General features: G+C 68.7%; 14 protein-coding genes. 3 read left to right on the forward strand and 11 right to left on the reverse strand.

The features are described 5' to 3' along the window. Positions 1-6: 6 nt before the first annotated feature. The 4 genes from AC1RRW_RS03165 to AC1RRW_RS03180 are packed head-to-tail and all read right to left on the reverse strand — an operon-like array spanning position 7 to position 3,314. The gene (locus AC1RRW_RS03165) at positions 7-831 is read right to left on the reverse strand and encodes a hypothetical protein (protein ID WP_492899081.1); all 825 of its coding nucleotides are present in this window, start codon (positions 829-831) and stop codon (positions 7-9) included. Then, positions 824-2,080, reverse strand: a complete 1,257-nt coding sequence (locus AC1RRW_RS03170; RefSeq protein ID WP_492899082.1) for a GNAT family N-acetyltransferase — start codon at positions 2,078-2,080, stop codon at positions 824-826. The genes AC1RRW_RS03165 and AC1RRW_RS03170 overlap by 8 nt, the downstream gene beginning before the upstream one ends. Next, positions 2,077-2,841 (reverse strand): glycerophosphodiester phosphodiesterase family protein, encoded by a 765-nt coding sequence (locus tag AC1RRW_RS03175; RefSeq protein WP_492899083.1) that lies wholly within the window; start codon positions 2,839-2,841, stop codon positions 2,077-2,079. Before AC1RRW_RS03175 ends, AC1RRW_RS03170 begins: the two co-directional genes overlap by 4 nt. After that, on the reverse strand, positions 2,841-3,314 hold the full coding sequence (locus AC1RRW_RS03180) for a RidA family protein (RefSeq protein WP_492899084.1): 474 nt from the start codon (positions 3,312-3,314) through the stop codon (positions 2,841-2,843). Before AC1RRW_RS03180 ends, AC1RRW_RS03175 begins: the two co-directional genes overlap by 1 nt. Before the next feature lie 181 nt (positions 3,315-3,495). On the opposite strand from AC1RRW_RS03180, the gene AC1RRW_RS03185 reads away from it, so the two are divergent. After that, positions 3,496-4,335, forward strand: coding sequence for a cell envelope integrity EipB family protein (locus AC1RRW_RS03185; protein ID WP_492899085.1), 840 nt, complete (start codon positions 3,496-3,498; stop codon positions 4,333-4,335). On the opposite strand, the gene AC1RRW_RS03190 is transcribed toward AC1RRW_RS03185, so the two are convergent. Together AC1RRW_RS03190 and AC1RRW_RS03195 are read right to left on the reverse strand one after the other, a co-directional pair. Beyond that, entirely contained in the window at positions 4,292-5,662 is a 1,371-nt protein-coding gene (locus AC1RRW_RS03190) for a DNA polymerase IV (RefSeq protein WP_492899086.1), read from the reverse strand. The genes AC1RRW_RS03185 and AC1RRW_RS03190 overlap by 44 nt on opposite strands. Beyond that, a complete protein-coding gene (locus AC1RRW_RS03195) occupies positions 5,659-5,937 on the reverse strand; it encodes a DUF3572 domain-containing protein (RefSeq protein ID WP_492899087.1) in 279 nt (92 codons plus the stop codon). Before AC1RRW_RS03195 ends, AC1RRW_RS03190 begins: the two co-directional genes overlap by 4 nt. A gap of 153 nt (positions 5,938-6,090) precedes the next feature. On the opposite strand from AC1RRW_RS03195, the gene AC1RRW_RS03200 reads away from it, so the two are divergent. Beyond that, positions 6,091-6,459 (forward strand): response regulator, encoded by a 369-nt coding sequence (locus AC1RRW_RS03200; RefSeq protein ID WP_492899088.1) that lies wholly within the window; start codon positions 6,091-6,093, stop codon positions 6,457-6,459. 18 nt (positions 6,460-6,477) lie between these two features. Beyond that, a complete protein-coding gene (locus AC1RRW_RS03205; protein WP_492899089.1) occupies positions 6,478-7,854 on the forward strand; it encodes a PleD family two-component system response regulator in 1,377 nt (458 codons plus the stop codon). Positions 7,855-8,124: 270 nt separating this feature from the next. Here the strand turns inward: AC1RRW_RS03205 and AC1RRW_RS03210 are convergent, their stop codons facing one another. From AC1RRW_RS03210 to rnr, 5 genes are all read right to left on the reverse strand, one after another. After that, a complete protein-coding gene (locus tag AC1RRW_RS03210; RefSeq protein WP_492899090.1) occupies positions 8,125-8,325 on the reverse strand; it encodes a hypothetical protein in 201 nt (66 codons plus the stop codon). A gap of 421 nt (positions 8,326-8,746) precedes the next feature. After that, positions 8,747-8,914 carry a 50S ribosomal protein L33 gene (gene rpmG, locus AC1RRW_RS03215; RefSeq protein ID WP_038367996.1) on the reverse strand — a complete coding sequence of 56 codons (168 nt, stop codon included), beginning with the start codon at positions 8,912-8,914 and terminating at the stop codon, positions 8,747-8,749. A gap of 174 nt (positions 8,915-9,088) precedes the next feature. Beyond that, entirely contained in the window at positions 9,089-9,823 is a 735-nt protein-coding gene (locus tag AC1RRW_RS03220; protein ID WP_492899091.1) for an NUDIX hydrolase, read from the reverse strand. Then, positions 9,820-10,260: a DUF983 domain-containing protein gene (locus AC1RRW_RS03225; RefSeq protein ID WP_492899092.1), complete on the reverse strand. Its 441-nt coding sequence runs from the start codon at positions 10,258-10,260 to the stop codon at positions 9,820-9,822. The genes AC1RRW_RS03220 and AC1RRW_RS03225 overlap by 4 nt, the downstream gene beginning before the upstream one ends. Continuing rightward, positions 10,260-12,608, reverse strand: a complete 2,349-nt coding sequence (gene rnr, locus AC1RRW_RS03230; protein WP_492899093.1) for a ribonuclease R — start codon at positions 12,606-12,608, stop codon at positions 10,260-10,262. Before rnr ends, AC1RRW_RS03225 begins: the two co-directional genes overlap by 1 nt. Between the last annotated feature and the right edge of the window lie 8 nt (positions 12,609-12,616).

The raw sequence follows: 12,616 nt of genomic DNA on the forward strand, positions 1-12,616 counted from the left end.
GCGGCGTCAGCCTGTGGCGCGGCGGCCGCTGTCGTCAAGCTGGCTTTCGGAGGGGCGGCCGGCGCTCCCGGCATGCAACGGCAGCGTCCCGGCGACAGCGGCATCGAGCACGAGATCGTCGCAGGAGCCCAGCAGCCGGAGCGCGTCTGCCTCGCAGGTAAGCAGCGGCGTATCCCAGTGCCGCTCGATCAACTCCGCCAGCGCCGCTGTCTCCGCCGCATTGAGATCGTCGATCAGGTTGTAGAGCCCGACGAGATAGAGATCGGTCGTCGGCCGGCCCATCGCCGCCTGGATCGCATGGAACAGGTTCTGTCTGTCGCGCAACTGCGGATAGGCGCGCAAATAAAGCCGGCCGCGATTGATGTTGCCCGAGAACAGGCCGCGCAATTGTACCGCGACGGGCCCGATCGCCGCCAGCGCCCGGCGCTGCTCCGCCGTGATCGCAGGGGCTTCGCCGATGCCGAGCGAGCCGCAGATCGTCGCGTGCAGCCGGTCGGCGCGACGCGGCAGCAGGTCCCAGGCGATCTTGTGGGCGAAGGGTGAGGCCCGGAGTTCGTCTTCCAGCATCCGGAACGTTGGCGCGCCGCGCAGGGCCGCATCGTCGACCGGCAAAACGAGCGAGAAGATGCGTGCGTGCCGGCCGAACTCGTAACCCTTGCCCTCGCGTCTCGCAATCACGCCCGGATGGTCCGGTGCGACCAGCGGCAGATGCGCCAGCCGGTAGGTCTCGTCGAGCGAAAGCGCCGCGCCGGGCTCGAACGCGGTGCGGCTGCGCCGGTAGCCCAGCATCGCATCGTCGCAGAAGACAGGCGCCTCCAAGGCGTCAGGCATGGTCGCCGCCGCGCTTGCGGAACGGGCTCTCGGCCGCGAGCGCGGCCTGAGCATGCGCAATCTCCCGCCGTTCCTGCCCGAGATAGGCCGCGACAGCGCGCCTGAGCCCGGGGTCGGCGAGGTGATGCGCCGAGCGGGTGATCACGGGGCGATAGCCGCGCGCGAGCTTGTGCTCGCCCTGCGCGCCGGCCTCGACGCGGGAAAGCCCGTGCGCGATCGCATAGTCGATCGCCCGATGGTAGCAGAGCTCGAAATGCAGGAAGGGGTGGTCCTCGACGCAACCCCAGTTGCGGCCATAGAGCGTGTTCGCGCCGCGAAAATTGATCGCGCCGGCGATATGGCGCCCCCCGCGTTTGGCCATCACCAGCACGATGCGCTCGGCCATGGCCGCGCCAACCTTCGAGAAGAAGGCGCGGTTGAGATAGGGCCGGCCCCATTTCCGTGAGCCAGTGTCCTCGTAGAAGGAATGGAAGGCGTCCCAGACGCTCTCCGTGAGGTCGGAGCCGCTGAGCACCTCGACCGTGATCCCGGCCGACAGCGCCTCGCGCCGCTCGCGCTTCAGCGCCTTGCGCTTGCGCGAGGCGAGCATTGCCAGGAAGTCGTCATAGCTGGCGAAGCCGTCGTTGCGCCAATGGAACTGCAGGTCGTTGCGTTCGAGGTATCCCGCTTCGAGCAGGGCCGCGAGATCCGGCTCCTGCGCGAAAGTGACATGGACGGAGGAGGCCTGCGTCTGGCCGCGGAGCGCCTCCAGCCCGGCGATCAGCGCCGCGCGCGCCTCCGCCTCGCGCGGGCCTTCCGCGACCAGAACGCGCGGGCCGGTCGCCGGCGTGAACGGCGCGGCGACCTGGAGTTTTGGATAGTAGCGCCCGCCGGCGCGCTGGTATGCGTCGGCCCAGGAATGGTCGAAGACGTATTCGCCCTGGCTGTGGCTCTTCAGGAAGCTCGGCGCGCAGGCGAGCAGCCGGCCGCCCGCATCCTCGACCATGAGATAGGCCGGCGACCAGCCGCTGCGCCCGCCGGTGCAGCCGCTGTCTTCGAGCGCGGCGAGGAATTCATGGCTGACGAAGGGGTTGTCCTCGTCGCGCGCCGAGAGCGGATCGTCGGGGATCGCCGCCTCGGGCGCGGCGACGGCCAAGGTCGCGGCGCGAAGCGCGCGCGGATTGGCGCAGGCGTTCCAGTCGGCGGCGGGGATCGCCTTGAGCGAGGTCGAGACGCGCACCCTGAGGTCGCCGTCCCGCTCAGCGCTCAAGGAACGAAACCCTCGAAGACCATCTGGTCGGCATGCCTGTCCGCCTTCTTCCGATCCTCGGGCGTCCGGACCGTCCAGCTCATCACCGGCATGCCCAGCGCCTCGCGGCAGAGATAGGGCGCGGCGGACGGCAGGTCGGCGACCTTCCAGGACAGAAAATCCGGACGGCTCTCGCCGAAATGCAGGAGGTTCGCCAGCGCGTGCTTCCGGCCGGCGTCGAGATGGACGTAATCGCCGTAATCATAGGCCAGCATCGCGACGACGCCGCGCGGGATCGCGGGCGCGATCTCGCGCAGCGCCGTCACGATCGCGGGATCGAACGACTTGAACACGATCGGCTGGCCGGGACGGCGCAAGACGATCTCGGCGGCGCGCCGCGTCAGCGCCAGATCGCCGTCGAAGCGGCTCTTGATCTCGATCACCAGCGGCACGCGCCCGGCGATCCGGTCGAGAAAGGTTTCCAGCGTCGGGATCGTGTCGCTGCAGCCCTTGAGCGGAATCGCCGCCAGCGCCAGCGCCTTGCGCTCGGCGACCGCGCCGGTCTCGCCCGTCAGCCGGTCGAGCACGAAGTCGTGAAACACCATCGCCTCGCCGTCGGCGCTGAGCTGGAGGTCGCATTCGATGCCGAAACCGCCGGCGATCGCGGCCCCGGCCGCCGCCATGCTGTTCTCGATGACGCCAGCCGCCGGATCGTGCAGGCCGCGATGGGCGATCGGGCGGGCGACGAGCCAGCCGAGATCGGGTTTCGCCTCGTGCGCCATCAGGCGATCTCGAAGATCGCTTCGACCTCGACGGCGGCGTCCGCCGGAAGCTCCGCGACGCCGACTGTCGAGCGGGCATGGCGGCCCTTGTCGCCGAGCACCTGCACCATCAGGTCGGACGCGCCGTTCATGATCGCCGGCAGGGCGGCGAAATGCGGCGTCGCGTTGATGAAGCCGCCAAGCCTGACGCAGCGCGTGATCCGGCCAAGATCGCCGCCGAGCGCGGCCTTGGCCTGCGCCAGCACGTTGATCGCGCAGAGCCTGGCCGCCTCCAGCCCGGCCTCGTTGAAGATTTCGCCCCCGAGCTTGCCCTTGTGGCTGTCGGAGAGCTTGCCGTCGGGCCCGAAGCAGATCTGGCCCGAGATCACCAGCAGGTTGCCGGTGATCACATAGGGCACGTAGTTCGCGATCGGGGCGGCGGGCGCGGGCAGGGCGATGCCGAGTTCGGCAAGTCTGGTGTCGATCGCGTTCATGGTCTTGAGCTCCGCGGCGAGAGGATTGCCGCTTTCATGGCCGATGGCCGGGGCGGCGGCAAGGCGCGCGCGGCAGGAGCGCCCTGCGTCCTTCGCGCGGGCTGGCCGTCGCGCCGCCATGTTTGCGCCATTGCCGCGATGCACCTAGATTCGATCAGTCCCGCAGCGGAGCAGCCGGCACATGAAATCAATCGCATCGGCCTTCGCCGCGAGCTGGAGCCTGGCGGTCCTCACCGTCGCCTCTTCCGCTTCGGCGCAGGCGCCCTCGTCCGGCGGCCCGGTCAAGCTGACGCCGCACAAGGCGGTCTACGATCTCGTGCTCGACACCAGCAAGCCGTCCAAAAGCATCGAGGCGGCGAGGGGACGCATCGCTTTCGATTTCACCGGCGACGCCTGCGAGGGCTATGCGCTGTCCTTCCGGCAGGTAACGCAGCTCACCAGCGAGAGCGGGCCGCGCGTCATCGACGCCCGCACCACCAGCTTCGAGGCCGGCGACGGCGCGAGCTACCGCTTCAAGACCGAGAGTTCCAGCGGAGAGGGACCGGCCGAAGTGGTCGACGGCACGGCCGAGAAGGGCAATGGCGGCTACGAGGTCAAGCTGCGCGCGCCCAAGCCCGAGACGTATCGCGAAACCGCCGACGCGCTCTTTCCCAACGCCCAGATGAAGGCGGTGATCGCCGCCGCCCGGGCCGGACAGACCACGCTGAACGTCAGGCTCTATGACGGCGCCAACAGCGGCAAGGAGGTCTACGACACGCTTTCCGTCATCGGGAAGCGGATCGAGGCGAAGCCGAGCGAGACGCCGCTGCAGCGGCCGGAGTTCGAGACGATCGCGCGCTGGCCGGTGACGATCTCCTATTTCAAGGTCGGTTCCGGCGAATCGACGCCGACCTACACGATCTCGTTCGAGCTCTACGAGAACGGGGTCACCGGCGCGGTGAAGCTCGATTACGGCGCCTTCGCGCTGCGCGGCACGCTCACCCGTCTCGATCTTCTTCCCGCTCAGGATTGCGCGAAGTAGGCGTCGAACCGCCGCGCCGCTCCGGCTGGCGCAGGCTCAGGCCCTTGCCGATCGCGTCGTCGCCGAAGCGGGCGCGGAGCTTGTCGAGAGCGCCTTCCATCGCCTTGAGGCGCGGCGTGGCGACATCGGCGAGGTCGCCATGGTCGGCGTCCTCCGGCGGACTGAAGTCGCTCGCGCCGATTCCGATCAGCCGGTAGCGCGTGCCGGTGCATTCTCGCCTCAGCAGGTCCCGCCCGGCCGCGAACAGCCTGGCGGCGAGCTGCGTCGGCTCCGGCAGGCGCGCGGCGCGGGTGATCGAATGGAACTCCGCCGTCTTCAGTTTCAGGGTGATGGTCCGGCCCGCAAGCCGCTGGGCTTTCAGGCGTTTCGAGGTCTTCTCACAGAGTCGCCACAGCACCGGCTCCAGCGCCTCGAAGCTGGACAGATCGACGTCGAGCGTCGTTTCGCTGGAGACGCTCTTGGTCTCGCGCTCGGGCGTGACACGGCGCGCGTCGATGCCGTTGGCGAGGTTCTTCAGGCGCGGCCCGTCCTTGCCGGCGAGCCTGAACAGCTTTTCGACCGGCGCATCGCGCAGATCGCCGATCAGCCTGAACCCGGATTCGGCGAGCCTGGCGGCGCTGGCCTGGCCGATGCCCGGGATCAGCCCGACCGGCTTGCCGGAGAGGAAGGCGACCGCCTCCGCCCGGCCGATGATCGAGAAGCCGCGCGGCTTGTCCATGTCGGAGGCCACCTTGGCCAGGAACTTGGCATAGGACAGCCCGACCGAGACGGTGATGCCGATCTCGCTTTCGACGCGCCTCGCGAAGCGCGCCAGCGTCACCGCCGGACTGGCGTGATGCAGCAGCTCGGTTCCGGCGAGGTCGAGAAACGCCTCGTCGATCGAGATCGGCTCGACCAGCGGCGTCAGCTCCTGCATCAGGGCGCGGACCTGCCGGCCGACCGCGACGTATTTGGCCATGTCGGGTTTGACGACGATCGCCTCGGGGCAGGCCTTCAGCGCCTTGAACATCGGCATCGCCGAGCGCACGCCGTAGGTCCGGGCGATGTAGCAGGCGGTCGAGACCACGCCGCGCTTGCCGCCGCCGATAATCAGCGGCTTGTCGGCGAGGCCCGGGTCGTCGCGCTTCTCGATCGCGGCGTAGAAGGCGTCGCAGTCGATATGGGCGAGGCTGAGCGCGTCGCGCTCGGCGTGGCGCAGCAGGCGGGGCGAGCCGCAGGTCGCGCAGCGGCGCAAGGGCGAGGCCGCCTCGTCACGGTCGGCGAGGCAGTCGCGGCACAGGACACGGCCTGCCGCGCCGGGGCTTTCAGTGTTCCTTGCCGCGTTCAAGGGAACTCGCCGGAGCCCGCGCCGGAGAGCGTGGCGCGGGCCCGCGCGACGATTTCCGGATTCAGGCTTGAATTTCCGGCAAACTCCAGCAGCAGCGAATCGCTGCCGGCGAGATGGTCGAGGATGGCGGCGAGGAAGCCCGGTTCGCATGCGGCGGCGCGCAAGGTCGACGGCCCGAGGCCCGTGGTCGCGAGAAAGGGCTCGAGTCGCTCGGGTTCCGCCGCCAGGAAGCCGAGCGCGCGCAGGGCCAGCGTCTCGGCCGCCTCGATGGTCATCGGCATGATCATGGCAGGATGGGTCTCGATCTCGGATGTTCGGTTTGCGTTTCGTCAACGGCTCTCATGCTAACGTGATCTTTGGACGAGGCCGCCAGCCTGGGCAATCCGGAACTGTCCGGATCGGACGGGGTGCGGATGAAGGGCGGCACGATGAAGACGGTTCTGATCGTCGAGGATAACGAGCTCAACATGAAGCTCTTCAACGACCTCCTCGAGGCGCATGGCTACGCCACGCTGAAGACAGCGGACGGTATCGAGGCGATCGAGCTGGCGCGCGCGCATCACCCCGATCTGATCCTGATGGACATCCAGCTCCCCGAGGTGTCGGGGCTGGAGGTGACGAAATGGATCAAGGAGGACGACGCCCTGAAGTCGATTCCCGTGATCGCGGTCACGGCCTTCGCGATGAAGGGCGACGAGGAGCGCATTCGCGATGGCGGCTGCGAGGCCTATCTCTCGAAGCCGATCTCGGTCGCGAAGTTTCTCGAAACCGTTCGTGCCTATGCCGGCGCAGCCTGAACAGCCGAAAGCAGCCTCATGTCCGCGCGTGTCCTGGTCGTCGACGATATCGCCACCAATGTGAAGCTGCTCGAGGCCAAGCTCTCGGCGGAGTATTTCGACGTCGTCGCCGCGCTGAACGGGCTGGATGCGCTGGCGATCTGCGAGCGCGGCGAGGCCGATATCGTGCTGCTCGACGTCATGATGCCGGGCATGGACGGGTTCGAGGTCTGCCGCCGCCTGAAGAACGGGGCAACCACCGCCCATATCCCGGTGGTGATGGTGACCGCGCTCGACCAGCCGAGCGACCGCCTGAAGGGGCTCGATGCCGGCGCCGACGACTTCCTGACCAAGCCACTCGACGATACGGCGCTGTTCGCGCGCGTGCGCAGTCTGGTGCGCCTGAAATCGGTGACGGACGAGCTGCGCAATCGCGCGCTCGCCTCGCGCCGGCTCGGCATCGCCGATCCGCTGACGGCTGCGGCCTCCGAAGCCGGGCTGAACGGCCGCATCCTCGTCGTCGAGGACCGCGTCACTGTGGTCGAACGGCTGCAGAGCGCGCTGTCCGCGTTTCATTCGGTCGAGATCGAGGCCGATCCTCAGCGGGCGCTGCAACGCGCGGCCGAGGGCGATTTCGACAGCATCCTCGTCAGCCTCGACGTGAAGTCCTATGACGGCCTGCGCCTGTGCAGCCAGTTGCGCTCGCTGGAGCGCACCCGCAACGTCTCCGTGCTGATGCTGGCCGAGGTCGAGGATCGCGCCCGCATCCTGCGCGGGCTGGAGATCGGCGCGCACGACTTCCTGATCCGGCCGATCGACCGCAACGAACTCCTGGCCCGCGTGCGCACGCAGATCCGCCGCAAGCGCTTCGCCGAGAAGCTGCGCGACAGCGTCCAGTCCTCCATGGAAATGGCGGTGATGGACCAGCTCACCGGGCTGCACAACCGCCGCTTCATGGACAGCCGGCTGGTCGTGATGTTCGACGAATCGGCCTTGCGCGCCCGCTCGCTGGCGATGCTGGTGCTCGATGTCGACCGCTTCAAGTCGGTCAACGACAGCTGGGGTCACGACGCCGGCGACGATGTCCTGCGCGAATTCGCCGATCGCGTCCGCGCCTGCACGCGCGGCATCGATCTCGTCGCGAGAATGGGCGGCGAGGAGATCGTCGTGGTGCTGCCGGACACCACGCTGGAGGCGGCCTATGCCGTCGCCGAGCGGATTCGCGAGCGCGTCGAGGCCGAACCCTTCGCGATCCATTCCAACGCCCGGCAGATTCCGGTCACGGTGTCGGTCGGCGTCGCCAGCCGCCGCGCCGGCGATGCCTCCTCCGCCGACATGATGAAGCGCGCCGACGACGCGCTCTACCGGGCCAAGGCCGCCGGCCGCAACCGCGTCATCGTCGCCAACGCGGCCTGACGCACCGCGCCAGCGCAGGCGTTAATCTTGCGAGGTAGGGTTAACCATCGATGAACATTGGTGAATCACCCGTCTTCGATTGATTCGCGGCAACGCCTATGTAGGGTCGTCCTCAGCAGCGGCCGCGATCCGGCCGCTCCGGAATGCCCTCCGGGTGCTCAGGTCCGCCGCATCTCCTGGGAAACCGCTGGGCTCGGTCGGTCGGCGACGGGATATCCGGCCTCCTCGGACCCGTCGTCGGCCGGCCACCTCGTCCGGGCCTGTCCAAAGTCAGAAATAGCGCGCGAACAGCGCCGGCACGCCATAGCCCGCCAACGCGAACAGCGCGATCAGGCCGAGCAGCAGCAGCGATGCGCCGATCCTGTTGCCGATGAAGCGCGAGCTGTCGCTCTCCACGATCAGACGCAGCACTTTCCGCAGCGGCCCGGAGCGTGCCTGCGGAGGCTGGTCATCCTTGCGGTCGATGCTCAAGGGATTCGTCCTGACCGCTGCAACGTGGCATCTGGTTCCGGCGCTGCCGTCGCGAGCGCCGTCATCTGGCGCTGACTATACGGCATTCTTCGCGCGCCGATCATCGAAAAGCGTGACAATTTCGTCTCAATCGCGGGAAATCCAGCGGCTCCGGCATGGTTCGCCAGCGGGGTATGCTGCATCGCAACATGCCCGATCCCGCTGACCGTGCCTGCGATGCCTTGGTGACGATCCGCAGCCACGCCGCCGGGCCGGGATACTCGGCGGCGCCTTGGTCGCGCCGAGCGAGAAGCCGTTCTGCCTGTTCTTGCGAAGCCCGGCGCGTAGCGGGCGGCACGTCAGCGCCGCTCCAAACGAAAAACCGCCCGGAAGCCGAGCGGTCTTTCGAAATGGTTTCGTCGCGCCTGACAGGCGACCAGGATCACTTGATCTTGGTTTCCTTGAACTCGACGTGCTTGCGCGCGACCGGGTCGTATTTCTTCTTCGACATCTTCTCGGTCATCGTACGCGAGTTCTTCTTGGTCACGTAGAAGAAGCCGGTGTCGGCGGTCGAGAGCAGCTTGATCTTGATGGTCACGGCCTTGGCCATGGCGATATCCCCGAGGCTCGTGGGCGCTTGAAGGCCCGCAGAAAAGAAAATGGCCGGGCAAGACCCCGGCAAACCGTGCGCGGGAGATGCCGCAAGCCGGCGGCCAAGTCAAGGAAGAATGGAGCTTGCGCCTGCGCGCGGCGGGCCTGCGGGTCGTCGCCTGCGCCGTGGGCGCTAAAGCTCCTCGCGGACGAAGCGGCCCTGTTTCTCCCAGTAGAACGGCACCGGCAGATGCGGGCCGAAGCCGGCGGCGATGCGCGCGTCGACCTCCTGGACGATCACCTTGGTGATCGTCGGCAGGTCGAGCTCCTTCGCCTCGTCGAAATCGACCCAGACCAGCTCGACCAGCTCGGTATCCGGCCCGACCAGGTCCTCGACCTTGGCGGCGACGCCGTCGAAATCGACTACGAAGAAGCGCGTGTCGAAGCGCTTGGGCCGGCGCGGCGGCGTGATCGCGCGGGCGACATAGGTGACGCTGCCGAGGTCGGGATAGACGCCATGCGCGGCGAATTCGGTCCAGCTGCCGGCGGGCGGCCTTTCCGGCGCGCCGAATTCGCGCGAGCCGAACAGCAGCCCGGTCTCCTCGAAGGTCTCGCGGATCGCGGCGAGCGCCAGCGCGCGCCCCTTGCCGGAACTCTGCTTGGCCGTGCGCTTGCCCAGCCGGTCCTCGCAGATCTGCCCGAGAGCGCCCGTCGCCGCCATGCGCCGGTCGCCGGGCTCGACGCGGCCGCCCGGAAACACGAACTTGCCCGGCATGAACTTGTGGCTCGCGTGGCGTTTGCCCATCAGCACGCGCGGCTTCTTCGCGCTGCGATCGAGAATCATCATGGTCGCGGCGTCGCGCGGGCGCAGGTTGACGGCGACTCGGGCGCGCTCGGCCTTGGTCAGGATGACGGCATGGTCGTTCATGGACGCGCCGCCGGCATGGGCTGGCGTTCGGGCCGGGGCGGCTCGCCGCCGAAACCGTGCATGCGCAGCGCCCATTGCAGGCCGACCACGCCGCCCTTCACCGGCTGCATCATCGGGACGGCGAGAAGGATGGTCAGCGCCGGCCAGATCGTCATGTGCAGCCACATCGGCCATGAGGCGTATTTCTCGGCCAACAACAGGCCGCCGACGACGATATGTCCGACGATGGTGATGACGACATAGGGCGGCAGGTCGTCGGCGCGCTGGTGATGCATCGCCTCGCCGCAGGCCTCGCAGGCGTCGACCGGCTTGAGGAAGGCGCGAAACAGCCTGCCCTGGCCGCAATGCGGGCACTTGCCCATCAGCCCGCGACCGATCGCCAGACGCCAGTCGCGCTCGGCCGGCCGCCCCATGGATATGTGAACCCGCACCGACATCAGCGCCTCTTGCCCGGTTTCGATCTGCCGGATTTTGCTTTGCCCGGCTTCGGCGAACCCGGCTTGAAGAAGGACGAGTTCGACCGCCCGCGCGCCGGAAGTGGTGGCCGCGCCGCGCGCCCGCCAGCGTGGCCCGGTGTCACATGTCGGCCCTCCGAGAGCAACTCGAAACGCAGCGCGCCGGCGACAGGCGCGGCCTCGACCAGCTTGACATGGACCCGGTCGCCGAGCCGGAAGCTCTCGCCGCCGCGCTCGCCGACAAGCGCGTGGCCTGCCTCGTCGTAGCGGTAATAGTCCGCTCCCAGCGTCGAGGCGGGGACGAAGCCGTCCGCGCCGGTGCCGTCGAGCTTGACGAAGAGGCCGGCGCGGTTGACGCCGCCGATGCGCCCGTCGAAGGAGGAGCCGATCTGGTCGGCGAGGAAATGCGCGATCAGCCGGTCGGTGGTCTCGCGCTCGGCCGCCATGGCGCGACGCTCGGCGGCGGAGATCCGGGTCGAGACCTCGCGCAACTCCGGCAAGGTCGTGCTCTTCGGCAGCCCATCGTCACCGAAGCGTTGCGCCGCGATCAGCGCGCGATGCACGATCAGGTCGGCATAGCGCCGGATCGGCGAGGTGAAATGCGCATAGCGGCGCAGGTTCAGACCGAAATGCCCGTAATTCTCGGCGACGTATTCGGCCTGCGCCTGCGTCCGGAGCACGACCTCGTTGAGGAAGGGCTCGTTCTCCGAGCCCCTGATCATCGCCAGTATCCGGTTGAACAGCGCCGGCCTGAGCGCGCCGTCCTTGGGCAGCTTGACGCCGATCGAGGCCAGCACCTCGCCGAGCGCCCGCATCTTCTCCAGCGAGGGCTCGTCATGGCAGCGATAGATCAGCAGGCTGCCGGCCTTCTCCAGCGTCTCGGCCGCCGCGACATTGGCGAGGATCATGAACTCCTCGATCAGCCTATGCGCCGCCAGCCGCTCCGGCACGACGACGCGGTCGACCGCGCCGTCGGCTTTGAGGATCAGCTTGCGCTCCGGCAGGTCGAGGTCGAGCGGCTGGCGCGCGTCGCGGGCTCGCGAGGCGACGCCATAGGCGGCCCAGAGCGGCATCAGGATCGCATCGCGGATCGGCGCGGTCGTCTCGTCGGGCTTGCCGTCGATCGCGGCCTGCGCCTGCTGGTAGGAGAGCTTCGCAGCCGAGCGCATCAGGATGCGGTGGAAGGAGTGGCTCTTCTTCGAGCCGTCGGCCTTCAGCGCCAGCCTGACCGCGAGCGCCGGCCGGTCCTCCCCGCCGCGCAGCGAGCACAGATCGTTGGAGATGCGTTCGGGCAGCATCGGCACGACGCGGTCGGGAAAATACACCGAATTGCCGCGCTCAAGCGCCTCCCTGTCGAGCGCCGAACCGGGCCGGACATAGGCCGCGACATCGGCGATCGCCACGGTGACGACATGGCCGCCGAGATTGTCGGGATCGTCGTCGGGCGCGGCGTGGACGGCGTCGTCGTGGTCCCTGGCGTCGGCCGGGTCGATCGTGATCAGCGGCAACGCGCGCCAGTCCTCGCGCCCCGCCGCGCCGGCGGGGCGCACGGCGTTCGCCTCGGCGATCGTCGCCGGCTTGAACTCGTTCGGGATGCCATGGGCATGGATCGCGATCAGGCTGACGGCGCGCTCCGACTTGATCGATCCGAGCCGCTCGCGGACATGCGCCTCGGGCGGGCCGAGGCGCGTCTCGTTGCGAAGCGAGACCGAGACGAGGTCGCCGTCCCGCGCCTCGCCCGTGCGGCCTTGAGGAATGAAGGCCTCGCGGCCCTGCGCCTTCTTGTCGATCGGGATCAGCCGGCCCGAGCCGTCGGGCAGCGCGCGAAAGATGCCGAGCGCCTGCGCCTTGCCCTTGCCCATCACCTTCAGGACGCGGCCCGACCAGGCAAAGCCGTCGACGCCCTTCAGCCGCGTCAGCTTGAGCAGGACGCGGTCGCCGACGCCCGGCGCGGTCGAGGCCTGATGACGCTTGGCGCGGAACTCGCGCGGCCGCTCGATCAGGATGCGCGGCGCCGCGCCCTGGTCGGTCTCGTTCCATTCGAGCGGCGCCGCGATCAGATCGCCGTCGCGATCCTTTGCCGTGATCTCGGAGAGCAGCACCGGGGGCAGGGCGCCGCGCGGGTGGCCGGCCTTCGCCGCCTCCGCTCCCTCGCTCGCCTCGTCCTCCCGCAGTTCCTTCATCAGCCGCTTGAGCCAGATCTTGCCCCCGCCATCGAGGCCGAAGGCGCGCGCGATCTCGCGGCGACCGACGTCGCGGCCGGCCGCGCGCCCGGATTCGATGAAATCGAGAATCGCCTCGCGGCTCGGTTCAGGCGCGGGCGGTGACACGGTTTCGG

The sequence above is a fragment of the Allobosea sp. GW821-FHT12C12 genome, from assembly GCF_058807355.1.

Bases quoted from the DNA above. Each gene is read 5' to 3' on its own strand.
- AC1RRW_RS03205 (WP_492899089.1), top strand. From the start codon at position 6,478: ATGTCCGCGCGTGTCCTGGTCGTCGACGATATCGCCACCAATGTGAAG.
- rpmG (WP_038367996.1), bottom strand. From the start codon at position 8,914: ATGGCCAAGGCCGTGACCATCAAGATCAAGCTGCTCTCGACCGCCGAC.
- AC1RRW_RS03225 (WP_492899092.1), bottom strand. From the start codon at position 10,260: ATGTCGGTGCGGGTTCACATATCCATGGGGCGGCCGGCCGAGCGCGAC.
- AC1RRW_RS03200 (WP_492899088.1), top strand. From the start codon at position 6,091: ATGAAGACGGTTCTGATCGTCGAGGATAACGAGCTCAACATGAAGCTC.
- AC1RRW_RS03175 (WP_492899083.1), bottom strand. From the start codon at position 2,841: ATGGCGCACGAGGCGAAACCCGATCTCGGCTGGCTCGTCGCCCGCCCG.
- AC1RRW_RS03180 (WP_492899084.1), bottom strand. From the start codon at position 3,314: ATGAACGCGATCGACACCAGACTTGCCGAACTCGGCATCGCCCTGCCC.
- AC1RRW_RS03165 (WP_492899081.1), bottom strand. From the start codon at position 831: ATGCCTGACGCCTTGGAGGCGCCTGTCTTCTGCGACGATGCGATGCTG.
- AC1RRW_RS03185 (WP_492899085.1), top strand. From the start codon at position 3,496: ATGAAATCAATCGCATCGGCCTTCGCCGCGAGCTGGAGCCTGGCGGTC.
- AC1RRW_RS03195 (WP_492899087.1), bottom strand. From the start codon at position 5,937: ATGACCATCGAGGCGGCCGAGACGCTGGCCCTGCGCGCGCTCGGCTTC.
- AC1RRW_RS03220 (WP_492899091.1), bottom strand. From the start codon at position 9,823: ATGAACGACCATGCCGTCATCCTGACCAAGGCCGAGCGCGCCCGAGTC.